The sequence below is a fragment of the Microbacterium sp. genome (assembly GCF_040394595.1).
GTDB lineage: Bacteria > Actinomycetota > Actinomycetes > Actinomycetales > Microbacteriaceae > Microbacterium.
The window spans coordinates 106,889-129,789 of record NZ_JBEBSA010000002.1 but is presented as its reverse complement, the minus strand read 5'-3'; the positions used below and the strand labels follow the sequence as shown (position 1 = coordinate 129,789).

Here is a 22,901-nt window from a genome sequence, read left to right as displayed (position 1 = left end):
CTCCAGATTACCGGGCGGGCGTCCGGGCCCCGGTCTCTCCCTCCCCGTCTCTTCGTCGCAGAGTCTCGTTGTCCGGGCCGAGCAACGGGACTCTGCGACGAATGGGTGCCCCGGGGCTCAGGCGAGCGATACGAGCTCCCGGTACTCCTCGCTCCACAGATCCTCGTCCGCGTCCGGCAGCAGCAGCACCCGGTCGGGACGCAGCGCGTCGAGCGCCTGCTCGTCGTGCGTGACCATCACGATCGCGCCCGGATAGGAGTCGATCGCGGCGAGCACCTCGTCGCGCGACGCGGGATCGAGGTTGTTGGTCGGCTCGTCGAGCAGCAGCACGTTCGCCCCCGAGTGCACCAGCCCCGCCAGCGCGAGCCGGGTCTTCTCACCGCCGGAGAGCACGCCCGCCCGCTTGTCGGCGTCGTCCCCGCTGAACAGGAACGCGCCGAGCACGTGCCGCGCCTCGCCGTCGCTCAGGTGCGGAGCGGCGTCGGAGAGGTTCTCCCGCACCGTGCGGTCGAGCGACAGCGTGTCATGCTCCTGAGCGAAATAGCCCAGCCGCAGCCCGTGGCCGTGCACCACCCGCCCGCTGTCGGGCTGCGCCTGCCCGGCGAGCAGACGCAGCAGGGTCGTCTTCCCTGCGCCGTTGAACCCGAGCACCACGAACCTGCTCCCCCGGTCCACCGCGAGGTCGACGCCGTCGAGGACCGTCCGGCCCGCGTACGCCTTCGCGAGGCTCACGGCGCCGAGGGGCATCCGCCCGCACGGCTCCGGCTCGGGGAGCGCGATGCGGGCCACCTTCTCGGTCCGACGCACCGGCTCCAGCTCGGCGAGCATCCGGTCGGCCCGACGGGCCATGCTGCGGGCCATGACGGCCGTGGACGATCGCGCCTTCATGCGGTCCGCCTGGGTGTGCAGGGCTGCCGCCTTCCGCTCCGCGTTGGCGCGCTCCCGGATGCGCCGCCGCTCATCGGCCCCGCGCTGCACGAGGTACTGCTCCCATCCGGTGTTGTGCACGTCGATGGCGGCGCGCGGGGGATCGAGGTGGAACACCCGGTTGACCACGTCGGCGAGCAGTCCGGTGTCGTGGCTGATGAGCACCAGCCCGCCGCGATGCCCCTGCAGGAAGGTGCGGAGCCAGGCGATCGAGTCGACGTCGAGGTGGTTCGTCGGCTCGTCGAGCAGCAGCACCCGGTCGCGCCCGCCGAACAGGATGCGGGCGAGCTCGACCCGCCGCCGCTGGCCGCCGGAGAGCGTGCCCACCGGAGCGGACAGCACGCGCTCCGGCAGACCGAGACCGGCTGCGACCTGGGCCGCCTCGGCCTCGGCGGCGTATCCCCCGCCGGACTGGAATGCCGTTTCGGCGCGGGCGTAGGCGCGCAGGGCGCGGTCGAGATCGGCCGGCGCCGCGGCGGCGGCGAGCGCGGCCTCCGCGTCGTGCAGGTCCCGGGTCGCGCGATCGAGGCCGCGCGCGGACAGGATGCGGTCGGTGACGCTGACCCCGGGGTCGGCGGCGCGGGAGTCCTGCGGGAGGAATCCGACGTCGCCGGTCGAGGCGATCGAGCCCGCTGCCGGGTCGGACATGCCGGCGAGGGCCGACAGGAGGGTGGTCTTGCCGGCGCCGTTGCGTCCGACGAGGCCGATGCGGTCTCCGGGGGAGACGGTGAAAGAGATGTCTGAGAGCAGCAGGCGGGCGCCCGCGCGCAGCACGACATCATGAACGGTGATCATGATCCGAAAACTCCGAGTGAATAGCGAAAAGGACACACTTCTGGCGTGGAAGCGGGTCCTCAGCTAGGAGATTCGGGGGGTAGACACGGCCCCAGGCTAACACCGCGGCCTGAATCCGAGCCCACGGTCCGGAGGCTCCGCTCGTCTATTCGTCGCAATGTCCCGCTATTCGCGTCGGATAACGGGACATTGCGACGAATAGACGGACCGGGCACACCGCACCCCGCACCCCGCACACGGCGATATGCTCGTCCCGGCAACGTCGAGGAAGGGCCGCGATGCCCGCTCGTCTGCGCTGGATGCGCCTCCGCCCGCAGGAGGCCGCCCTCATCGCCATCACCGCGATGTGGGGCAGCACGTTCCTGCTCGTCCACTGGGCGATGCAGCACTCCGGGCCGTGGTTCTTCGTCGGGCTGCGCTTCTTCGTCGCCGGTCTCATCAGCATCCTGATCTTCCGGCGATCGCTGCGCGGCATGAGCTGGGCCGACATCGGCGCCGGAGTGTCCATCGGCGTGATGATCCATCTGGGCTACGGTCTGCAAACGCTCGGCCTGCAGACCATCGACAGCAGCACGTCCGCGTTCATCACCGCGATGTACGTGCCGCTCGTCCCCTTCGCCCAGTGGATCTTCCTGCGCAAGCGCCCGCCCGCCATGGCCTTCGCCGGTGCCGGGCTCGCCTTCGTGGGGCTGCTCCTCATCGCCGGCCCCGACGCGTTCGCCCTCACCCTCGGCGGCGGCGAGATCGTCACCATGATCAGCACGCTGCCGATCGTCGGCGAGATCATCCTCATCAGCGTCTTCGCGGGGCGCATCGACCTCGGCCGGATCACCGTCGTGCAACTGCTCACCGCCGGCCTGCTGGGATTCCTCACCATGCCGGTGGTCGGCGAGGGTGTGCCCCCCTTCTCCTGGGTCTGGGTCGGCTGCGGCGTCGGCCTCGGCCTGACGAGCTGCCTCATCCAGCTCACGATGAACTGGGCGCAGAAGACGGTGTCCCCCACCCGCGCCACGATCATCTACGCCGGGGAGCCGGTCTGGGCGGGGATCATCGGACGCATCGCCGGGGAGCGCCTGCCGGCCACCGCGCTGGCGGGCGGTGCGCTGGTCGTGCTCGGGATCCTCGCGAGCGAGCTGCGCGCCGTCGGGCGGCGGCGGAAGACCGACCGGTAGCCGGCGGATCCGGCGTCCGGGGCCGAAGTGTTCACCTTCGGTACACACCCAGGTCATCCCGGATTGCTTCGGTGGATCGCGTGCACGCACCCGAGCGCGCACGCACTCCCCCGCCACGAAACGAAGGATCGACATGCATTCTCGACCCGCAGCCCGACGCCGCAGACCGGCCGTCGCCGCCGCGCTCGTCACCCTGCTCGGCAGCGTCCTGGTCGCCCCGGCCGCCGCAGCCGCCGCATCGGCACCCGCCCCCGAGGTGCCCTCCGCGCCGCTGATCACCACCGACAGCACCTGGCGCTATCTCGACGACAACACCGACCCCGCCCGCGGCGACGCGAACCTGCGGATCTGGACCGGCGCCTCCTATGACGACAGCGCGTGGAAGACCGCGCAGGGCGCGTTCGGCGCGAAGAACGGCAAGCTCGGCAAGGTCGGCCCGCACGAGCCCCGCACCCTGCTGACGCACTACGTCGAGGGCACGAAGACCGCGATCCCCACCTACTTCTTCCGCACCGAGTTCACGCTCGACAAGGGGGTCGCCGAGCAGGTGGCGTCCCTCACCAGCACCGTGACGTACGACGACGCGCTCGTCGTCTGGGTCAACGGCACCAAGGTGGCCAGCTACGTCGACGGCCGCATCACCGAGACCACCAACCTCGAGTACGCGGGCGACAGCAACGGAGACCCGCTCACCAGCACCTTCACCGCGAAGGGCGACCTGCTGCACGAAGGCGCGAACACCGTCGCCGTCGCGCTCTACCAGGACCGCGCGTCGAGCTCCGACATCTACTTCGACATGTCCGAGCTGCGTCTCGTCGCCGCCACCGGGCCCGAGAAGCCGGTCGTCGCTCCGCCGACCCGGGTCATCCTCACGCCCACCGAGAAGCCCGAGACGTCGCAGGCGTTCTCCTGGCTCGCGGGCGACGCGTCGCACAACAGCGGCCAGGTGCAGATCGCCCCGGCTGCCGGCGGCGACACGCGCACGATCGACGCCTACTCCGCCGGCGTCGTCAACGGGAACCCGAACCAGCACTTCTCGGCGACCGTCGACGGCCTCACCCCTGCGACCGCCTACAAGTACCGCGTGGGCCTCGAGGGCAGCTGGAGCGACTGGTTCGAGTTCCGCACCGCCGATCCGAAGGCGACGGACTTCCAGTTCATCTACTACGGCGACGCGCAGATCGGCCTCGACACCACCTGGCCCTCCGTCGTCAAGCAGGCCGAGGCCAACGCACCGCGTTCGATCGGCTCGGTGCACGCCGGAGACCTCATCAACACCTCCTCCAACGAGACCGAGTGGCTCAACTGGTTCAAGGGCATGAAGGACTCCGCGACCCGCACCAACGTGATGGCGGCGCCCGGCAACCACGAGTACTCCGGCGACAAGATGCTGACGGCGTGGAAGGCGAACTTCGAGTACCCGCACAACAACCCGGCGATCGGCAGCGTGGGCGAGCTCGCGAACCTCGCGCAGGGCGACAGCGACGTGGCGAAGCAGTACAAGGCGTACTTCGAGCACTGGAGCGAGTTCGCCAAGGAGACGGCGTACTACACCGACTACCAGAACGTGCGCTTCATCACGCTCAACGCGACCCGCGACACCACGTTCCTCACCCCGGGCAACCTCCCGTCGTGCACGGGGACGGAATGCCCGAAGAACGACGTCGCCCGCCTGTGGACCCGCTTCCAGGCCGCCTGGCTCGACCACATCCTCGGCGACAGCCCGTCGAAGTGGAACGTGGTCACCTTCCACCAGCCGGTGTACTCCACCTCGGCCGGCCGCGACGAGCCGATCCTGCGCGATGAGTGGGTGCCGGTCTTCCAGAAGCACGACATCGACCTCGTGATGATGGGCCACGACCACACCTACGCCCGCGGCTACAAGAACACCGATGCGACCTCGACCCCCGGCCTCACGACCGGGCCGGTGTACATGGTGTCCAACTCCGGGGCGAAGCACTACGACCTCGAGACCGAGGCGAAGAACGTGTGGACGAACAACGGCGCCACCCAGGTGCTCCGTGGCGAGAAGGTCACCACCTACCAGGTGATCGACGTCTCGAAGGACCAGCTGGTCTACCGCTCCTACCTCGCGGAGAAGGTCCCCGGCGCCACCACCGACAAGAACGTCGGCGACGTCTACGACCAGTTCACCGTCACCAAGTACGACGACGGCGAGAAGTGGGTCACGGAGGCGGGCATGACCCCGCCGCCGCAGAAGAAGCCGGCGGCCGTGACGCTCGATGCGAAGACGGTCAAGGCCGGCGGCAGCGTCGAGGTCTCCGGCACCGGCTTCACCGCCGGTGAGGAGCTCTCGATGGAGCTGCGCTCCGAGCCCGTCGCCATCGGCACCGTCACGGCGGACGCCGACGGCGCGTTCTCGGCGAGGGCGACGATCCCGGCCGCCACCCCGGCGGGCGAGCACACGGTCGCGGTGGTCCGCGCGGACGGCACCGTGGTGACCGCGCCGATCACCGTGCAGGCCGCGGACTCGGGCTCCGGCGACGGAGACGGCGGCGGCGAAGGCTCCGAGGGCGGCGACGGCTCGGACGGCACCGACGGGACCGGAACCGACGACCTCGCGACCACGGGTGCGGACAGCTCGCCGTACATCGTCGCAGCGGTCGTGCTGCTGGCGCTCGGGCTGGGCCTCGTCGCCCTGCGCCGTCGTGCGGCGGCCGGCGCCGCGGAGTAGCGGGAACGACTGAGGGCGCCGCTCCGGGCATCCGGGCGGCGCCCTCGGTATGCGTGCCGCGGACGGAGCGCACCCCGAACGGCACCCTGCATCCGGCTACTCGAGTATCCGGATGCAGAACGTGCGGACGGATGCAGAACGTCCGGGACGCGGCTCACCAGACGGTGCCGCTGCCGCCCTTCGCCTGCTCGATCGCCTGCTGCTTCTGCTTGGCGAAGCGGATCACGAAGTAGCTGAAGAGCATCCCCCCGAGCAGCGCGATCCCGACGAGGATGAAGACCCCCCGATCGGGCTCGATCAGATCGAGGGCGTAGATCGCCAGGCCCGCGACGAGCAGCGCACCGCCCTCCAGCACGGCCATCAGGATGAGGGCGCGCTGCATCCTGGCGGCGAACTCCCGCTCCACGCGGGCGACCCGTCCGTTGATCGAGGTGTCCTCTGCGTCCATGCTCCGACCGTAGCGGAAGCCGGGTCTCAGGCGTCGGGTTCCCCGCCGAGGTCGACGCGACCGGGCCGGATCGCGTCGAGGGCCGTGCGCACGAGACGGCGCCGCTCCGCAGGCGGCTGGTCCTCGGCGTGCATCATGACCTCGGTGAGCACGCCGAGCATCGCGCCGACGAGCGCGCGGAGCACGAGGCGAGTGTCCGCATCGTCCTCCCGGTGTCCCGGAACGGCGATCCAGCGCTCCCAGAGGGCGTCGCCGAGGGTGCGCTGCGTGTCGGCGACCCTCGCCAGCTGATGCGCGAGCAGCTCCGGCGTGCTGTTGAGGATCGAGCGGAGCATCCTCTCCCGCTCGAGCTCGGCCTCGTCGTCGAGCAGATCGAGCGAGACCAGCACGATCTGCCGCAGCGAGATCCAGGGCGCCTCACCGACCGGACGCTCCCGAAGGCGGTCGACGAGCATCTGCGTGTCCTCGTCGGCCCGGAAGAAGAGCACCTGGTCCTTCGTGCCGAAGTATCGGAAGAACGTGCGCTCCGAGATGCCGGCCGCGGCGGCGACCTCGTCGACGGTCGTGGCCGCGTATCCCCGTTCGGCGAAGATCCGGATCGCGACATCGCCGAGCCGCTGGCGAATGGCCCGCCGGGACAGTTCTCTGAGGGTCGGGTCCGGCACTCGCTCAGGTTACCAGCGAGCTCATGTCATAGACTGCCACTATTGTCTGCCTCTGACACTAGCGATCACTGGAGAGAGATGAATCCCCCCGTAGCCCCCGCATCCGCTCCGCCCGCAACCGGTCCCCTCCCCGCCCCGCGACCCGCCTCCGGTGGCACCGGACTCATCTGGATCCTCCTCGCCGGCGCCTTCGTCATGGTTCTCAACGAGACCGTGATGGGTGTCGCCCTGCCTCCCGTGATGCGCGAGTTCGGCGTGGCCGCGTCGGCAGGACAGTGGCTCACGACGATCTACATGCTCGTCATGGCCGTCGTCATCCCGATGTCGGGCTTCCTGCTCCAGAAGTTCAGCCCGCGGGCCATCTTCGTCACCGCCCTCGGACTCTTCACGCTGGGCACCGCGGTCGCCGCCGCTGCGCCCGTCTTCGGCGCGCTCGTCGCAGCGCGGGTGCTGCAGGCCGGCGGCACCGCGGTCATCATGCCGCTGCTGTCGACCATGATCCTGACGAGGATCCCCGAGGAGCGCCGCGGACGGATGATGGGCCTCATCGCGATCGTGATGTCGGTCGCCCCCGCCCTCGGCCCGACCGTCTCGGGCATGCTCATCACCACGTTCGGGTGGCGCTCGGTGTTCATCGCCGTGCTGCCGATCGCGCTCGTCGTCCTCATCGTCGGCGCCCTCCTCATCGGCGCCTCAGAGGCCGGCCGTCCCGCCCGCTTCGACGTCCTGTCCGCACTCCTCTCGGTGCTTGCGTTCGGCGGACTCGTCTACGGTCTGGGCGGCATCGGCGAGGCGATCGACGGGAAGGCCGCCGTGTCGCCCGCGCTGCCGCTGATCGCCGGAGCCGTCGGGCTGGCGCTCTTCGTCTGGCGGCAGATCGCGCTGCAGAGCCGGGGGGCGGCCTTCCTCGATCTGCGCCCCTTCCGGGTGCGCGCGTTCTGGGTCGGCATCCTGCTGCTCCTGATCGCGATGCTCTCGATGTTCGGCGCGCTCATCCTGCTGCCGATCTACATGCAGAACGTGCTGGGGCTCTCCCCGTTCGTCACCGGCCTGGTGGTGCTCCCCGGCGGACTGCTCATGGGACTGGCCGCGCCGTTCGTCGGCGCCCTGTTCGACCGGGTCGGCGCACGTCCGCTCGTCATCCCGGGTGTCTTCGTGGTCGCCGCAGCGCTGGTCATGCTCACGCAGCTGGGCGCGTCGAGCCCGGTGTGGCTCATCGTGGTCGCGACGATCGTGCTCGACCTCGGCCTCGCGCTGATGATGACCCCGCTGATGACGGCGTCCCTCGGATCGCTCGCGCCCGAGCTCTACAGCCACGGCAGTGCGATCTTCACCACGGTGCAGCAGCTCGCCGGCGCGGCGGGCACCGCGCTGTTCGTGACGCTGATGTCGATCGGATCCGCATCGGCCGTCCGCTCCGGGCTGTCCGCGATCGACGCGACGGCACAGGGCATCCACCTGGCGTTCGTGGTCGCCGCCACCTCGTCGGTCATCACGATCCTGCTCGCGTTCCTCGTGCCGAAGCGCCGCCCGCGGAAGGAGGCGGATGCGGTCTGACCCCGCGCCGTACGATGCCCTCGTACCCCGCAGCTCACCGGCCGATCCGGACGACCCTCGGGTCGGCTAGACGGCGTCGCCCTCGACAGGGCCTTCGGTGTTGGGCTTCCACCCCAGCGCCGGGGCGACGTGCTCCGCGAAGGCCTGCAGCACGTGCAGGTTGTACGCGGGGCCGAGCTGGTTCGGGATCGTCAGCATCAGCGTGTCCGCGGCCATCACGGCCTCGTCGCGCTTCAGCTGCTCGATGAGCACGTCCGGTTCGGCGGCGTAGGTCTTGCCGAAGGTCGAGCGCAGCCCGTCGATGATCCCGATCTGGTCGTCGCTCTCCTCGGAGCGCAGACCGAAGTAGGCGCGGTCCATGTCGCTGACCAGAGGGAAGACGCTGCGGCTCACGGACACGCGGGGGGTCCCCGTGTGCCCGGCTTCCTTGTAGGCCGTGCGGAAGAGGTCGATCTGCTCCCGCTGCAGCTCGTGGAAGGGCTGTCCGGTCGCCTCGGTGACGAGCGTCGAGCTCATCATGTTCAGGCCCATCCGCCCGGTCGTCTCCGCGGTCGAGCGGGAGCCCGAGCCCCACCAGATGTGGTCGCGCAGCGTCGGCGAGTGCGGTTCGACCGCCAGATAGCGTCCTTCGCCGACCATCCGCGGATCACCGGGGGCGAGGCGCTCCCCCTCGATGGCGCGCAGGAACAGGTCGAACTTCTCTCGGGCGAGCACGCTGCCCCGCTCTCCGTCCTCGGCGTCGAGGTAGCCGAAGGTCTCGTAGCCCCGCAGGGCGGTCTCGGGTGACCCGCGGCTGACGCCCAGCGCGATCCTCCCGCCGGAGATGAGGTCGAGGGCCGCGGCCTCCTCGGCGAACTGGAAGGGGTTCTCGTAGCGCATGTCGATCACGCCGGTACCCACCTCGATGCGCCGGGTCCGTGCGGCCATCGCCGACAGCAGAGGCATGGGCGACGCGGCCTGGCGCGCCCAGTGGTGCACGCGCACATAAGCGCCGTTGACGCCGATCTCGTCGGCGCCCTCCGCGATCTCGATGGTCTGGGTGAGCATGTCGCCCGCCGTGCGGGTCGCCGAGCCGGGCACGTCCGCATAGTGCCCGAAGGAGAGGAATCCGAAAGCCTTCACGATGTATGCGAACGCATGAATGGTGCGGGCTATTCCGCCGGAAGCAGGAAGCCGTCGAGCACGAGTGAGCGGATGCGGGGCTCGAGGTCGGCCCAGAGGTCCGCGAGCGGCACGTCGAACAGGTCGGCGAGCGCAGCGACGATCTGGGCGACCGTCAGCTCGCCGTCGCAGGCGCCGGTGAACGCGGCGAGCGCGGTGTCCGCGGAGACCACGCGCCCGAAGCCGCCGCCCTGGCGCAGCTCGATCACCGTCGGGTCGTCGTCGCCGGGCATCAGGTGCCGCGCCTCGGTGACGTCGGGGGCCACGACGAGGCGCGGGGGCAGCGCGGACGCCAGGAGGTCGTGCGCCCCGAGACCCGCACGCAGCGCACGACCGGTGTTCGCGAGCGGCTGCGAGAGGTGCTCGAAACGCCGGAGGCGCCGGCCCTCCGGTGCGTCCGCGCCGCCCCGGCGCACCAGCACGTAGCCGAATCCGATCGCGGAGACGCCCCGCGCGGCGAAGTCGTCGAGCCACGCCGAGAGCAGTGCCGAGAAGCCCTCGTCCCGGGGCAGGGTGCCGCCGTCGCGGATCCAGAGCTCCGCATAGGCGAGCGGGGACAGTTCCTCCCGCTCGATCACCCAGGCGTCGAGATCGTCGCGCACCCAGGCGCGCAGCCGGTCGAGTCCGGCGACGCCGTCGCGGGACTCCCAGTTGCCCAGCAGCTGCGCGACGCCTCCGGGCGCGAGCAGCTCCGGCGCCGAGCGGAGGAACTGCTCGACCAGCGCATCTCCGACGAGGCCGCCGTCGCGGTACTCGTACTCGGGGACGCCCTGCGCCCTCGGTGTGATCACGAACGGCGGGTTCGAGACGATGAGATCGAAGGCCTCCCCCGCAACCGGCTCGAACATGCTGCCGAGGCGGAACTCCACGTTCGCGACCCCGTTCAGCTGCGCGTTCAGCTCGGCGTACGCGAGCGCGCGCTCCGAGATGTCGGTCGCGATCACCGTGCCGGCGTGCCGCGAGACGAGCAGCGCCTGGATGCCGCATCCGGTCCCCAGATCGAGCGCACGGCCGACGGATGCCGGGACCACGAGCTCGGCGAGCGTGCGCGAGGCGCCGCCCACGCCGAGCACGTGATCCGGGGGAAGCGCCGTGCCGAGGGCGACCTCGTCGAGATCGCTGGCGATCCACCACTCCCCGACGCCGTCGGCGTCGACGAACGACTGCGGGCGGATCAGTGCATGCGGCACGACCGAGCCGTCCCCGGCGGTGGCGATGCCCAGCGTCTCGAGTCCATCGATGCCGAGCCGAGGGAGCGCGACCGCGACCGCCGCGAGCGGCTGCGGCATCCCCAGCACCAGGAGCCGGCCCAGGGTGGCGAGGGCGCCGTCGCCGTCGCCGAGGGCGCGGAGGATGGGCTCGCGCATGCCGCGGGCGAGCGCGTCGTCCGCCTCGTCACCCCAGAGCCGCCGCAGCGGATCGGACCGGAAGTCCGCCGCGTCGAGGTCCGCGGCGAGCGCACGGGCGGACAGGATGTCGGGGCGGGGAGCTGCGGGCACGGCCGTCACTCTACGCGCCTTCAGGGATCCCGTGCCGTCCCCGCCTAGAATCATGGGCGGCAGCACTCACGGACGCCGGGCGGCGTTCGAGGAAGACCATATGACCGCGATCTCCCCCAGCAACGGCATCCGTGCGCGCGCACGACGGATGCTCCGTCGTCTCGGTGCGACGGCCGCCGCAGCGGCGCTGATGATCGGCGCGGTCGCCCCGTCCGCATCCGCGGACGAGACCCCTCCCCCCTCGGAGCCGAAGGGCGAGGTGACGCTCCACCTGTCGGCCGGGGTCGATGGTGCGATCCCCGGTGCCGGTCCGCTGGTCGCGACCGCGTCGGTGAGCAACGGCACCGAGAGCGCCCTGTCGGAGGGGCGGATGACGTTCGAGCTGAACCGCACGCCGCTGACGACATCGGACGCGCTCGACGGATGGCTCGATCGCGGGGTCACGGGCGGGACCTTCGAGGAGGTCTCCTCCCAGACGTCGTCCGTGGTCGAGCGCGACAAGACCTCCCTGATCGGCGCGGCCGTGAGCGCGCCGGACTTCGCTCCCCTCGCACCCGGAATCTACCCCGTCCGCGCACGGCTGAGCTCGGCGACCACCGGTCCGAAGGACGATCAGACCTCCTGGGACCTCACGGCGAGCGCAGTGGTCGTCGTCCGCTCCGGCGTGGCTCCCGCGGTCTCGGCGATCGTGCCGATCACGGCCACCCCGAAGGCGGGCGGCCTCCTCACCGCCGAGGAGCTGACGGCGCTCACCGCGCCGGAGGGTGCGCTGACGGCGGTGCTGACGGGCGTCAGCGGCACCACCGCCATCCTCGCGATCGATCCGTCCGTCCCCGCCGCGATCCGAGCGCTCGGGTCGTCCGCGCCGGTGACGGCGACCGCCTGGCTGGACGCCCTGGAGAGCCTGCCGAACGATCGCTTCGCCCTCCAGTTCGGCGATGCGGACGCCGCGACCCAGGCACACGCGAAGCTGCCGAGTCTGCTCGCCCCCACGAGCCTCACCGCTCTGCTGAACCCCGCCGACTTCGCTCAGGCGACGCCGACACCCACCCCGACCGCGAACGACGCGGCGCCGGCCCTCCCCGACAACGCCGCGCTCACCGCGCTCCGCGGGGCGTCCTCCGGCATCCTCTGGCCGCGCGCAGACGTGACCGCCGACGACCTCACGGCCTTCGCCGCCTATCTGGGCGACGACGTCGTCACGATCCTGCCCGACACCGCGGTCGGCGGGGAGCGCGGCGGCGTCGCCTCGACCGGCTCCCGGCGGGTGCTCGTCACCTCGTCCTCGGCCTCCGACCGCCTGTCCGCCGCGGCCGAGGAGGCCGACGCGACCGCGCGCGACCGGGAGATCGGCGCCGCCGCCGCGCACCTGCTCCTGAACGCCGCGACAGCCGGATCGGCGCCGCTCCTCGTCGGCCTCAACCGCTCGGAGACCCGCGACGGCGGCAGTCTTCACGCGGCGCTCGCCTCCCTCGGCGCCGCCGGACCCCGCCTGTCGACGCTGACCGCCGCCGCCCCGGTGCGCGTCGACGTCACGGCGAAGGCCGACTCCGCCCGGGCGCCGATGCTGCACGACCTCCTCGTCGGCGAGCAGAGGCTCACCCAGTTCGGGACGATCCTGAAGGATCCCCTCGTCCTCCTCGCCCCCGAGCGCATCCAGATCCTCCGGCTGATCGGCGTGGGACTCGCCCCGGACGACGTCACGACCGCGGTCGCCGCCCATCAGAAGGCCACGAGGAAGACCCTCTCATCGGTGGGCGTGCAGGAACCGAGCCCCGTCCAGCTGCTCACGGCGGCGGCCCCTCTTCCGGTGTGGATCCGCAACGAGCTCCCCTGGCCCGTCACCGTGGAGCTGTCCAGTCAGCCCTCCGACCCCCGTCTCGACGTCCAGCCGATCACCGAGGTGCAGGCCGGACGCGCGAGCAACACGCGCGTGACGATCCCGGTCGAGGCGCGGCTCGCGAGCGGCGAGCTCGAGGTCGAGTTCCGGCTCACCAGCCCGACCGGCGTGCCGATCGGGGATCCGGCGATCGCGCCGGTGACGGTCCGCGCCGACTGGGAGAACATCGGCCTCGGCATCCTGGGCGGCATCATCGTGCTGCTGCTGGCGTTCGGCATCATCCGCACCGTACGACGCCGACGCCGGGGGGCGCAGGACCAGGAGGAGGGCGCCTCGGATGACGAGACCCCCCACGACGAGCGGTCCGCCGCGAAGGAGATCGATGAGTAGTCTCGGCCGTGCCAGCGCCATCCTCGGCGCAGGCACCCTGATCTCCCGCGTCACCGGGCTGATCCGCACGATCGTCCTCGTCGCGGCGATCGGTTCGATCGGCAAGGCGGGCGACGCGTTCGGCGTCGCCAACCAGCTGCCGAACAACGTCTTCACGATCATCCAGACCGGCATCCTCACGGCCGTGATCATCCCGCAGATCGTGCGTGCCGCGGCCCACAAGGACGGCGGCCGCGCGTACATCTCCAAGCTCTTCACGCTCGGCACCGTGGTGTTCCTCGCGGCGACCGCGGTCGCGATGGCGCTCGCACCGTTCCTTGTGACGATCTACGCCAAGGGCTACTCCCCCGCGCAGCACGCCCTCGCGGTGGCGTTCGCCTACTGGTGCCTGCCGCAGATCTTCTTCTACGGTCTGTACGCGCTCGTCGGGGAGACCCTCAACGCCCGCCGCGTCTTCGGGCCGTACACGTGGACCCCGGTCGCGAACAACGTCCTCTCGATCGCCGGGTTCCTCGTCTTCATCGCGCTCTTCGGCGGGTCCCGCACCGACGTCGACATGTGGAACCCCACGATGATCGCCGTGCTCGGGGGGACCGCCACCCTCGGGATTGCCGTCCAGGCGGGGCTGCTGTTCTTCGCCTGGCGACGCACCGGGCTTCAGCTGCGCCCCGACTTCCGCTGGCGCGGCGTCGGTCTCGGACAGGTGGGCTCGCTCGCCGGCTGGACCTTCATGATGGTCATCGTCGGCCAGGTCGCCGGTCTCATCCAGACGACCATCGTCTCCGAGGCATCGGGCGAGCATCCATCGGTGTTCATGATGCAGGCCGCCTGGCTCGTCTTCATGCTCCCCTACTCGATCTTCGCGATCTCGATCGGCACCCCCTACTTCACCCAGATCGCGGAGCACGCCGCCGCCGGGCGCGATGCCGCGGTCCGCAGCGACGTCGCGCGGTGCATCCGGGTCGTCTCGCTCTTCGTGGTCGGCTCCGGGGTGGCGCTCGCCGTGGCGGCGGTGCCCGCGACCCGCATCTTCACCGACAGCGCGGAGAAGGCGCTGCAGTCCGCTCCGGTGCTCGTCTGCTACCTCGTGGGCCTGCTCGCCCTCTCCGTGCTGTTCATCGTGCAGCGCGCCTTCTACGCCTACGGCGACACCCGCACGCCGTTCCTGTTCACCCTCGTGCAGGGCGTGCTGATCGTCGTCTTCTCGCTCATCGCCCTCGCGGTCGCCCCGCTGGCCCAGCTCGCCGCAGCTGTGGCCCTCGGCCAGTCGATCGCCGGGATCGTGCAGGCCGTCATCGCCGTGCTCATCCTGCGGAAGAGGCTCGGCGGACTGGAGCTGCGCACCACCCTCCTCTCGCTGGTCCGGTTCACCGTCGCAGCCATCCCCGCCGGGCTCGCCGGCTGGGGCGTGTATGCGGCGCTGGGCGGTGCCGAGGGATGGATGACCGGCCGCACCGGCTCCTCCTTCGCGGACAGGCTCATCGGAGCCGTCGGCACCGGTGTGATCGGCGCCGTCGCCGCGGCCGCCTACCTCATCGTGCTCCTGATCCTGCGCGCCCCCGAGCTCTCCGCGGTCACCGGGCTGCTGAAGCGGTTCCTCCCCCGCCGCTGAGGCTCAGGCGGACTCCACCACCCGGATCGCGGCGCGGATGCCGGGAACTCGGTTTCGCGTCCAATGCCAGGAGTTCGGCGTCGCACCCCTCGGCGAGCGCGACGTAGCGCGGTCATGGCACGACGGCACAGGGAGTCGGAAGACGGCTTCCGACGTCGTCCACAGGGCCGCGGAATGCCCCGCGGCTACCATTGGTTGAAGCAGTAGATCCTGCTGTCCGCGAACGGGAGAACACATGCGTCAGGTCATCATCATCGGCTCCGGCCCCGCCGGGTTCACCGCCGCCGTCTACGCAGCGCGCGCGAACCTCGAGCCGCTCCTCATCGCGAGCTCCGTGGAGGTCGGCGGAGAGCTGACGAAGACCACCGAGGTGGAGAACTTCCCCGGCTTCCCCGAAGGCATCCAGGGCCCGGATCTCATGACCAAGCTGCAGGAGCAGGCCGAGAAGTTCGGCACCGAGGTCGTCTACGACGATGTCACCGCTCTCGAGCTCGACGGCCCGGTGAAGAAGGTCACGCTCGGTAGCGGCGTGGTCCACGAGGCGTCCTCCGTGATCTACGCGACCGGCTCCGCCTACCGGAAGCTGGGGGTCGAGGGCGAGGAGCGCCTGTCGGGCCACGGCGTGTCCTGGTGCGCCACCTGCGACGGCTTCTTCTTCCGCGAGAAGACGATCGCCGTCGTCGGCGGCGGTGACTCGGCGATGGAGGAGGCCACCTTCCTCACCCGCTTCGCCTCGAAGGTCTACGTGATCCACCGCAAGGACACGCTGCGCGCCTCGAAGATCATGCAGGATCGTGCGTTCGCGAACGAGAAGATCGAGTTCGTGTGGAACAGCGAGGTCGACGAGATCCTCGGCGAGTTCGAGACCACCGCGGTGCGTCTGCGGTCGACCGTCGACGGCTCGCTGAGCGAGCTTCCCGTCGACGGCGTGTTCGTCGCGATCGGCAACGATCCGCGCACGCACCTGGTGCACGGCAAGCTCGAGCTCACCGCCGAGGGCACCGTGTGGGTCGACGGGCGCTCGTCCCGCACCTCCCAGCGCGGAGTGTTCGCCGCGGGTGACGTGATCGACCCCACCTACCGTCAGGCCGTCACGGCCGCGGGTTCCGGCACGGTGGCGGCGCTCGACGCCGAGCACTTCCTCGCCGATCTCGCAGACGCCGCGCCGCTCGCCGAGCCCGCCGTGGTCTGACCGGGGAACACCGGACACCGCTCGCGCGTTCTCCCCTGAGGACGGCAACGCACCCTCTTTTCCGACACAGATGCAAGGAGAAACCTCATGACTGCCAAGGCAACCAGCCAGGCGACCTGGGAGCAGGACGTGCTTCAGGCCGACGGCCCCGTGCTCGTCGATTTCTGGGCTGCGTGGTGCGGTCCGTGTCGGATGGTGTCCCCGATCCTCGATGAGATCGCGGCGGAGAACCCCGAGAAGATCACGATCCTCAAGCTCAACGTCGATGAGAACCCCGAGCTCGCGATGAAGTACCAGATCACGTCGATCCCGGCGATGAAGGTCTTCCAGGGCGGTGAGGAGAAGACCACGATCATCGGCGCGAAGCCGAAGTTCGCTCTCGAGCAGGACCTCGCCGCTTTCATCCGCTGATCAGCACTTCTTCGGGCCCGTTCCGCTTCGGCGGAGCGGGCCCTCTGCATGTCATGCCTCGTCGTGGACGACGACCGGAGGCAGTCCGCGGGCGCGCCGGGCCCGGCCCATGACCTCCTGGACCACGGCGGACTTCGCGTCGGTGTACGACCGATCGGGAGCCGATGCCGCGGCGCCGATCTTCACCCGCTCGTACCGCCGGGCATCGTCGGGGTGGGAACGCAGCCCGTCGCGGAAGCCGCGCTGATGGGCGTTCTCCCAGTCCTCCGGCGCGAAGAAGTGCGCGATGTGCCGCCGCAGCCCGGCCTGCTCGCGGATCAGCACGGGATGGGTCCGCACCCCGCTCCCTCTCCGCCAACCGGCCTCCTCCAAGGCGGGGAGGTGGGTGTCCAGCCGTACGGCGTCGCACCGGACCGCGATGTCGATCACCGGTTTCACACGGATGCCGGGAACGGCCGTCGACCCGATGTGCTCGATCGTCCAGGACGGGTCGCCGATGCGCCGGAGGTCGTCGGCGACTACGCGGAACTCGGCCGCCCACTGCGGGTCGTGTTCGGCGAGGAGCATCGGCGGATCGCTCAGGAGGCGTCGGCGATGGTCGGATCCCAGCGACGGTGTCCCGTCTCGCCGAGCAGGCCCCAGACCGTCGAGGTCAGCTCGGGATACTGCAGCGCGATCTGACGCAGCACCAGATAGTGCCGGGTGGCGTTGGGCTTCTCGCCGTTGTTCGAGGCGATGTTCTCGGCGCGGAGGAGATAGACGACCAGCTCGTCGACGCTGGGGAGCTCTTCCATGAAGTCCCAGGGGTCCTCACCGCCGAGCAGCCGCTCCTGCACGAGGACGGCGAGCTCATCGGCAGCCTCCGCACGGAGCACCTCGAGGCTCGCACGGCGGGGGACGGAATCGGTCACCCCTCAAGCCTACGCGGGGGCGGGGACACCGGTCCCCGCCCCCGCCAGATCCGTGCGGATCAGCGGATCACCGCGAGCCGTAGCCCTCTTCGCCGAGCTCTTCGAGGATCCGGTTGAGATCCTGGATCGAGGCGAATTCGATCTTGAGCTGGCCTTTTCGAGCACCGAGAGAGATCTGCACCCGCGTATTCAGGCGATCTCCGAGGCGTCCGCCGACCTCATCGAGATAGGCCCGTCGCGCGCCGGGGTGCGGCTTCGGCGCCTTCGCGGGCGCCGGCAGCGCCTTCGCCGCCTGTTCGGTGGCCCGCACGGAGAGGTCTTCGTTGACGACCTTGTCCGCGAGCCTCTGCATCTGCTCCGGGTCTTCGACAGAGAGGATCGCCCGGGCGTGCCCCGCCGAGAGCACCCCGGCCGCGACCCGCTGCTGCACCGGCACGGGGAGGCGGAGGAGACGGATCGTGTTGCTGATCTGGGGTCGCGAGCGTCCGATCCGGTTCGCGAGCTCCTCCTGCGTGATCCCGAAATCGTCGAGGAGCTGCTGGTAGGCCGATGCCTCTTCCAGCGGGTTCAGCTGCGACCGGTGGAGGTTCTCGAGCAGGGCGTCACGGAGCAGGTCCTCGTCGGCGGTCTCCCGGACGATCGCGGGGATCGCGTCGAGTCCGGCCTCCCGAGCGGCTCGCGTACGCCGCTCCCCCATGATCAGCTCGTAGTCGCCGTCGGCGTTGCGCCGCACGACCACCGGCTGCAGCACACCGAATTCGCGCACGCTGTGCACCAGCTCGGCGAGGTGACTCTCGTCGAAGTGAGTGCGGGGCTGGCGGGGGTTCGGGACGATGCTGTTCGGGTCGACCTGGATGAGACGCACACCGGGGACCACCGAAAGCTCGGCGGTCCCGTCGGCAGGTGCCGCACCGGCGTCCGCGTCCTTCGTCTTGGAGGCACCGGGGAAGAACACGTCGACCGGGCGTTCTGCCTGATCAGCGGTCGGAATGAGGGCCCCGATCCCCCGGCCCAGGCCTGTACGTTTGGCCATCAGTTCTCCTTACCCTGCGTGCGTGACGCGATCTCGACGGCGGCTTCCCGATAGGCGATGGCGCCGGCCGACGACCCATCGTAGGCGATCACGGTCTGCCCGAAGCTCGGCGCCTCCGAGACCCGCACCGACCGCGGGATCACGGTCTCCAGCACCTGACGGGGGAAGTGGCTGCGCACCTCGTCGGCGACCTGCTGCGCGAGGCGGGTACGTCCGTCGTACATCGTCAGCAAGATGGTCGACAGGTGGAGTTCGGGGTTGAGGTGCTGCTGGATCATCTGGATGCTGCCCAGAAGCTGGCTGAGACCTTCGAGTGCGTAGTACTCGCACTGGATCGGGATGAACACCTCGGAGGCCGCCGTGAAGGCGTTGATGGTGAGGAGGCCCAATGACGGCGGGCAGTCGATGATGACGTAGTCGAGGTCATGATCCGCCAGATAGACCTCGAGCGCGCGACGGAGGCGGAACTCCCTCGCCACCTGCGCCACGAGCTCGATCTCCGCGCCCGCGAGATGGATCGTGCTGGGCGCGCAGTGCAGGTTCTCATGCTCCGGGCTCTGCTGGACGACGTCCGCGAGGGGTCGGCCATTGATCAGAACGTCATAGATGCTGGGCGTCTCGGCGCTGTGCGGCACGCCGAGCGCCGTCGACGCGTTCCCCTGCGGGTCCAGGTCGATGACGAGGACCCGTGCGCCGAGCGACGCGAGGGCGGAGGCGACGTTGACGGCCGTCGTCGTCTTGCCCACACCGCCCTTCTGGTTGGAGACCGTGAAGACGCGGGTGTCGCCCGTGAAGTCGACGCTGACCTTCTCCAGGGCGCGGCGGCGGGACGAGAGATCCGCGAGTTCGCGTGCGAGAGGGGTGTCCATCCCGAAGTCGTTGTTCGGCGATGCCTGTTCGGACTGTTTCACGTGAAACATCGACTCCTTCCGGGACCGCATTCCACTCTAATCGACCGGAACTGGTTTCCTCCCGTCCTTCGGGTCTCCTTCGCGTATGGGCTCCTGGGGATGACGAGTGCCGGATGTCGCGCGATGCGTTGCCAGAACGTGTCGCAGCCGTGACCAGGGCGCAGTGACACCCCCACCGCGGACGACCGTTTCCGCCATCTCGTTCCCCCTCGGGTCGAGTCCGGGCCGCGGTGGGCTGTGCGCTGTGGCGTGCGATGGTACTGGCCACCCCGATCCCCTGCTCACACTCTCCGCCGGCACTGCCCGGCGGACGACAAGGCCCCGAAGCGCACATCACCTACGGTGGAGGCGACACGGGGAGGCGAAGCCCTTCGGTTCCAGGGAAGATGGGAGCCATGCCCGATCGACCAGAAATCGTCTGCATCTGCGGTTCCACGCGTTTCGCCGGCGAGATGCGTGAGGCCAACCGTGAGCTCACATTCGCGGGGATGATCGTCGTCGCGCCCGGTGAGGCGGGAGAAGTGATCACCGACGACCAGAAGGCCGTGCTCGACGAGCTTCATCTGCGCAAGATTGACCTGGCTGACCGTGTTCTCGTCGTCAACCCGGGCGGATACATCGGTGAGTCCACGCGCCGGGAGATCGCCTATGCCCTGGCCGCCGGCAAGCCGGTCTCCTACACCTGCTCCGCCTAGACGAGATCTGGGCCGCGGATCTCCCGCCTCACCCTCCACAATGACGGGACATCGGCATCGAACCAGACCTTCGCACTGGCGAGTCTGGCGGACGTTTCACGTGAAACATGATCTCCGCGTGACAAGTGCCGACGCCCGTCACATCCGCCATCTTCATCTCGCCATCGTCGGCCGACGCTGCGGTGGGCGAGACTCTCAGCAGGCCGATCCCTCCGCACTCCCCCACGCTGCGTTGGTTCACGACGACAGGCGTGTTCACGTGCGAGGTGGGTCTCAAGACGAGGAGCGTGTCGTGGTTCAGAAGAGACCCCTCTCGCCTCTTCAGGAAACGGCAAGCCACCATCACCACGCGGCAGGCCTCGGCCACGCGGCCCCGGCACAGCTCACCACCTCCTTTCGCCTCCACGTTCGCTGGTTCCGAGGGAGCCGACTCTCATGCACGACGAGCGATCCCGAAGCGGAAGGGAACGTGTCCCGTCGCTCCCACCCGCTCGCGCTGACAGATCCCACGGTGAAGGTTTCACGTGAAACATGCTCGGAAGGCGACGAGCTTTCGGCACTCACCATGGCCGGGCCGTCTGGTCTCGCTCATCGTTCGGCTGGACCGACAGCCGAGGGACGCAACATCTCGAGGACTCTCTCCCGGAACTCGCATGAGAAGTGCCCCGGGCCCGATGAACGGCATTGAGTCGGAGAGGTCGCACCCCCAGGCTGCATTCGTCCCGGCGACGGACCAGGTTGCACGTGAGGCATGACCACCACACGGTGAATTCACGCCCTTCCGAGAGTCCACGCTCTGATGTCCTTACTGGCGATGACTCCCCTCTCATGACGAAACCAACCCCTGGCCCCGCGATGGTCGGCTACCCTGCCTGCCCCTTCATCTGGCTGTGCCGTTGGACTCCCCAGAACTCAGCCTCTCCGGGCTACAGGGGATGCGCGATGAACGGCACAATCGCGAGGAGTCCTACGGGCCTTGTTCGCGCCGAGAGTACATGTGTTCAGGCGAGACATGACCCCATCACACGATGAGTTCGCTTGAGTACACACTCTGGTGTCCTCACAGTCAAGAACGCGCCCGGCTCGACGAGACGAAGCACTGCCCCTCCGATCCGGCCGGCTGCCTTGCCCGATCCCTCCGTCCGACGGAGCCGATGGGAGATCGCCTACTCGATGACTCGGCCCATGCCGGCTACACGAGAGGCCCCCCTCCGCGATGAATGGCACTACCGCGGAAAGATCAGCCGCCGCACCCGGCCTTGTCTTGCGGACAGACCCGCTTTCACCCGACGTGACCATCACACGATGAGTTCACCGTCTTCCAACCGCCAGCCCATCGGGCGAACCGGTGCGGAATGGACGCCCCTCGAGAGATGTTTCACGTGAAACATCTCCTCCGCCGCAACCGGTCGAGGACCCTGTCGGCTCCACGGGGCTCCTTCGCCTCTGCGGCGATGAGATCACTTGCATACACACGGTTCGTGCGTCGCGTCGCCCGACCTGTCCGCACACGAGTACCACCACCTGCCACCATCTCGTCCCACGGAAGGTCTGGCGCACCTTCGGAGTCGATCAGCTACGGAAGATCTCCACCAAAACGGATGCACGGACCATCGGACGTGGTGTCCTCGGCGGATACCTCCGGCGATCGCGACAACCCCGCACCGCACGCAAGATCAGCAACGCCGAAGCACCAGCCTGCCTGCCGGTGTCGATCAGCCTGTGCTGGTCACCACGGCGATCATCGCCATTCTGCATACCGGTCGTCTCGTTGGGGAACAGAGCCTCACCCCTACCGAGCCCCATCCCTACTGATCAGAGAGACTCCCCTGCCTGCCGAGCGACCAGTGGAGCAAGGAGGAACCCCGCGGACCTCGGTGGTGCCCACGATGACATCGATCCGTTCGGGGCGTAGAAGCCCAACAGGGTCGTCGGAAGCGCTGCGCGTTCCGGCCGCATGACGCATCATCGACCAGGTGTCCGCGCAAACCGTCCATCCATCGGAAGTGCTCGGCAGAGAACCCCATGGAGACCCACCTCGGTCGATGTTTCACGTGAAACATCGCGCGAATCACAGGGCACCTCCGTACGACTGCGAAAACAGGCCCGAGTCCGCCGAGCTTGAAGTCATGTGGCCCTGGACTCTATGGATCGTCACCTCAGAAGCCGATGTTACGTGGAACAACTGTCGGAGCCCGTGTGCCGACCCCCTCCTCCCCGCTCGTCCCGCACCACCCTCCTCCTTCAACGCCTATTGCCCGAACGCACCGGCACACAACCAGGCCGGTGCACTCTCTTCCCGAACAGTGATCCCCCGTCTCGGGAGACATTGCACACCGTCCGCTGACTCCGGAGCGTCACCTCACCGGATCCGCCCCCCGAGACCACAGGCCCTGCGGAAGCAGGTGCAGCCGCTGGCGCACCGTTCACCGGAAGAAGTTCTCTCCCAGAATGTTTCACGTGAAACATCACGCCGATCGGCGCGGGGAATCTCTCCGCGGCCGCGCACGTTTCCTCGAACGATGAGCACACGCGAGATGGTCGAGAAGCTGTTGAGTCACATCGGGAACGGGCGGGCTGACCTCGCGTCGGCGATGTTCGCGGAGGTGATCGACTTCGACATCCCGCACCACGACGATGTGTGGTGGATTCCGGTGGTCCGGACACGTGTCGAGTTCGAATCGTTCCTCTCCGGGCTGGGCGCGGAACTGGAGACGATACGCTTCGAGATCGACGAGATCACGGTGACCGGACCGGATGCCATCATTACCGGTGAGCTGGAGGATCGCGTTATCCGGACCGGACGAAGCTTCGTCTCGCGGTTCTCGCTCACGGTGCACGTCGAAAGCGGGGAGTTCACCCGCTACCGATTCATCGAAGACACCGCAGCGGTCCATGCTGCGGCGTCTTCGAAGGACCGCCACTGACCGTGCTCAGCCCGACGGCATCAGCTATCGTCTGTCCGGCGCGAGCATCTCCCACGGGTT

General features: G+C 69.3%; 18 protein-coding genes. 9 read left to right on the top strand and 9 right to left on the bottom strand.

The genetic code is table 11. From position 1 onward, the window contains the following. Positions 1–117: 117 nt before the first annotated feature. The gene (locus ABWO84_RS03390) at positions 118–1,722 is read right to left on the bottom strand and encodes an ABC-F family ATP-binding cassette domain-containing protein (protein ID WP_353112538.1); all 1,605 of its coding nucleotides are present in this window, start codon (positions 1,720–1,722) and stop codon (positions 118–120) included. A 278-nt stretch (positions 1,723–2,000) separates the two neighbouring features. Between ABWO84_RS03390 and ABWO84_RS03385 the strand changes: the two genes are divergently transcribed. Next, positions 2,001–2,894: a DMT family transporter gene (locus ABWO84_RS03385; protein ID WP_353112536.1), complete on the top strand. Its 894-nt coding sequence runs from the start codon at positions 2,001–2,003 to the stop codon at positions 2,892–2,894. Between the two features lie 133 nt (positions 2,895–3,027). Further along, positions 3,028–5,589, top strand: a complete 2,562-nt coding sequence (locus tag ABWO84_RS03380) for a fibronectin type III domain-containing protein (protein WP_353112534.1) — start codon at positions 3,028–3,030, stop codon at positions 5,587–5,589. A 154-nt stretch (positions 5,590–5,743) separates the two neighbouring features. Here the strand turns inward: ABWO84_RS03380 and ABWO84_RS03375 are convergent, their stop codons facing one another. Both ABWO84_RS03375 and ABWO84_RS03370 read right to left on the bottom strand, forming a co-directional pair. Continuing rightward, positions 5,744–6,037 (bottom strand): hypothetical protein, encoded by a 294-nt coding sequence (locus ABWO84_RS03375; RefSeq protein ID WP_353112532.1) that lies wholly within the window; start codon positions 6,035–6,037, stop codon positions 5,744–5,746. A 26-nt stretch (positions 6,038–6,063) separates the two neighbouring features. Next, positions 6,064–6,702 carry a TetR family transcriptional regulator gene (locus ABWO84_RS03370; protein WP_353112530.1) on the bottom strand — a complete coding sequence of 213 codons (639 nt, stop codon included), beginning with the start codon at positions 6,700–6,702 and terminating at the stop codon, positions 6,064–6,066. 78 nt (positions 6,703–6,780) lie between these two features. Between ABWO84_RS03370 and ABWO84_RS03365 the strand changes: the two genes are divergently transcribed. Next, positions 6,781–8,259, top strand: coding sequence for an MDR family MFS transporter (locus ABWO84_RS03365; protein WP_353112528.1), 1,479 nt, complete (start codon positions 6,781–6,783; stop codon positions 8,257–8,259). Between the two features lie 66 nt (positions 8,260–8,325). On the opposite strand, the gene ABWO84_RS03360 is transcribed toward ABWO84_RS03365, so the two are convergent. Together ABWO84_RS03360 and ABWO84_RS03355 are read right to left on the bottom strand one after the other, a co-directional pair. Continuing rightward, complete coding sequence (locus ABWO84_RS03360) at positions 8,326–9,381, bottom strand: LLM class flavin-dependent oxidoreductase (protein ID WP_353112526.1); 1,056 nt, start codon at positions 9,379–9,381, stop codon at positions 8,326–8,328. 29 nt (positions 9,382–9,410) lie between these two features. Continuing rightward, positions 9,411–10,928 carry a DUF7059 domain-containing protein gene (locus ABWO84_RS03355; protein ID WP_353112524.1) on the bottom strand — a complete coding sequence of 506 codons (1,518 nt, stop codon included), beginning with the start codon at positions 10,926–10,928 and terminating at the stop codon, positions 9,411–9,413. A 91-nt stretch (positions 10,929–11,019) separates the two neighbouring features. Between ABWO84_RS03355 and ABWO84_RS03350 the strand changes: the two genes are divergently transcribed. The 4 genes from ABWO84_RS03350 (at position 11,020) to trxA (ending at position 16,364) form a co-directional block, all read left to right on the top strand. Further along, a complete protein-coding gene (locus tag ABWO84_RS03350; protein WP_353112522.1) occupies positions 11,020–13,149 on the top strand; it encodes a DUF6049 family protein in 2,130 nt (709 codons plus the stop codon). Further along, positions 13,142–14,761 (top strand): murein biosynthesis integral membrane protein MurJ, encoded by a 1,620-nt coding sequence (gene murJ / locus ABWO84_RS03345; RefSeq protein ID WP_353112520.1) that lies wholly within the window; start codon positions 13,142–13,144, stop codon positions 14,759–14,761. Before ABWO84_RS03350 ends, murJ begins: the two co-directional genes overlap by 8 nt. A gap of 235 nt (positions 14,762–14,996) precedes the next feature. Next, the gene (gene trxB / locus ABWO84_RS03340) at positions 14,997–15,953 is read left to right on the top strand and encodes a thioredoxin-disulfide reductase (protein WP_353112518.1); all 957 of its coding nucleotides are present in this window, start codon (positions 14,997–14,999) and stop codon (positions 15,951–15,953) included. Positions 15,954–16,040: 87 nt separating this feature from the next. After that, positions 16,041–16,364: a thioredoxin gene (gene trxA / locus ABWO84_RS03335; RefSeq protein ID WP_353112516.1), complete on the top strand. Its 324-nt coding sequence runs from the start codon at positions 16,041–16,043 to the stop codon at positions 16,362–16,364. Positions 16,365–16,415: 51 nt separating this feature from the next. On the opposite strand, the gene ABWO84_RS03330 is transcribed toward trxA, so the two are convergent. The 4 genes from ABWO84_RS03330 to ABWO84_RS03315 all read right to left on the bottom strand — a co-directional run bounded on the left by ABWO84_RS03330 (position 16,416) and on the right by ABWO84_RS03315 (position 19,228). After that, complete coding sequence (locus ABWO84_RS03330; protein WP_353112514.1) at positions 16,416–16,931, bottom strand: GrpB family protein; 516 nt, start codon at positions 16,929–16,931, stop codon at positions 16,416–16,418. Positions 16,932–16,942: 11 nt separating this feature from the next. Then, positions 16,943–17,275 carry a tryptophan synthase subunit alpha gene (locus ABWO84_RS03325; protein ID WP_353112512.1) on the bottom strand — a complete coding sequence of 111 codons (333 nt, stop codon included), beginning with the start codon at positions 17,273–17,275 and terminating at the stop codon, positions 16,943–16,945. Between the two features lie 67 nt (positions 17,276–17,342). After that, complete coding sequence (locus ABWO84_RS03320; protein WP_353112510.1) at positions 17,343–18,308, bottom strand: ParB/RepB/Spo0J family partition protein; 966 nt, start codon at positions 18,306–18,308, stop codon at positions 17,343–17,345. Continuing rightward, the gene (locus ABWO84_RS03315; protein ID WP_353112508.1) at positions 18,308–19,228 is read right to left on the bottom strand and encodes a ParA family protein; all 921 of its coding nucleotides are present in this window, start codon (positions 19,226–19,228) and stop codon (positions 18,308–18,310) included. The genes ABWO84_RS03320 and ABWO84_RS03315 overlap by 1 nt, the downstream gene beginning before the upstream one ends. 386 nt (positions 19,229–19,614) lie before the next feature. Between ABWO84_RS03315 and ABWO84_RS03310 the strand changes: the two genes are divergently transcribed. Both ABWO84_RS03310 and ABWO84_RS03305 read left to right on the top strand, forming a co-directional pair. Beyond that, positions 19,615–19,914, top strand: a complete 300-nt coding sequence (locus tag ABWO84_RS03310; protein WP_353112506.1) for a hypothetical protein — start codon at positions 19,615–19,617, stop codon at positions 19,912–19,914. Positions 19,915–22,436: 2,522 nt separating this feature from the next. After that, entirely contained in the window at positions 22,437–22,841 is a 405-nt protein-coding gene (locus ABWO84_RS03305) for a nuclear transport factor 2 family protein (RefSeq protein ID WP_353112504.1), read from the top strand. The last annotated feature ends 60 nt before the right edge of the window (positions 22,842–22,901 follow it).

What these genes read in the sequence shown, in the direction of transcription:
- ABWO84_RS03385 (WP_353112536.1), top strand. Translation starts at nt 2,001, where the DNA reads ATGCCCGCTCGTCTGCGCTGGATGCGCCTCCGCCCGCAGGAGGCCGCC.
- ABWO84_RS03390 (WP_353112538.1), bottom strand. Translation starts at nt 1,722, where the DNA reads ATGATCACCGTTCATGATGTCGTGCTGCGCGCGGGCGCCCGCCTGCTG.
- ABWO84_RS03380 (WP_353112534.1), top strand. Translation starts at nt 3,028, where the DNA reads ATGCATTCTCGACCCGCAGCCCGACGCCGCAGACCGGCCGTCGCCGCC.
- ABWO84_RS03305 (WP_353112504.1), top strand. Translation starts at nt 22,437, where the DNA reads ATGAGCACACGCGAGATGGTCGAGAAGCTGTTGAGTCACATCGGGAAC.
- ABWO84_RS03315 (WP_353112508.1), bottom strand. Translation starts at nt 19,228, where the DNA reads ATGTTTCACGTGAAACAGTCCGAACAGGCATCGCCGAACAACGACTTC.
- ABWO84_RS03320 (WP_353112510.1), bottom strand. Translation starts at nt 18,308, where the DNA reads ATGGCCAAACGTACAGGCCTGGGCCGGGGGATCGGGGCCCTCATTCCG.
- trxB (WP_353112518.1), top strand. Translation starts at nt 14,997, where the DNA reads ATGCGTCAGGTCATCATCATCGGCTCCGGCCCCGCCGGGTTCACCGCC.
- ABWO84_RS03375 (WP_353112532.1), bottom strand. Translation starts at nt 6,037, where the DNA reads ATGGACGCAGAGGACACCTCGATCAACGGACGGGTCGCCCGCGTGGAG.
- trxA (WP_353112516.1), top strand. Translation starts at nt 16,041, where the DNA reads ATGACTGCCAAGGCAACCAGCCAGGCGACCTGGGAGCAGGACGTGCTT.
- murJ (WP_353112520.1), top strand. Translation starts at nt 13,142, where the DNA reads ATGAGTAGTCTCGGCCGTGCCAGCGCCATCCTCGGCGCAGGCACCCTG.
- ABWO84_RS03365 (WP_353112528.1), top strand. Translation starts at nt 6,781, where the DNA reads ATGAATCCCCCCGTAGCCCCCGCATCCGCTCCGCCCGCAACCGGTCCC.
- ABWO84_RS03350 (WP_353112522.1), top strand. Translation starts at nt 11,020, where the DNA reads ATGACCGCGATCTCCCCCAGCAACGGCATCCGTGCGCGCGCACGACGG.
- ABWO84_RS03330 (WP_353112514.1), bottom strand. Translation starts at nt 16,931, where the DNA reads ATGCTCCTCGCCGAACACGACCCGCAGTGGGCGGCCGAGTTCCGCGTA.
- ABWO84_RS03310 (WP_353112506.1), top strand. Translation starts at nt 19,615, where the DNA reads ATGCCCGATCGACCAGAAATCGTCTGCATCTGCGGTTCCACGCGTTTC.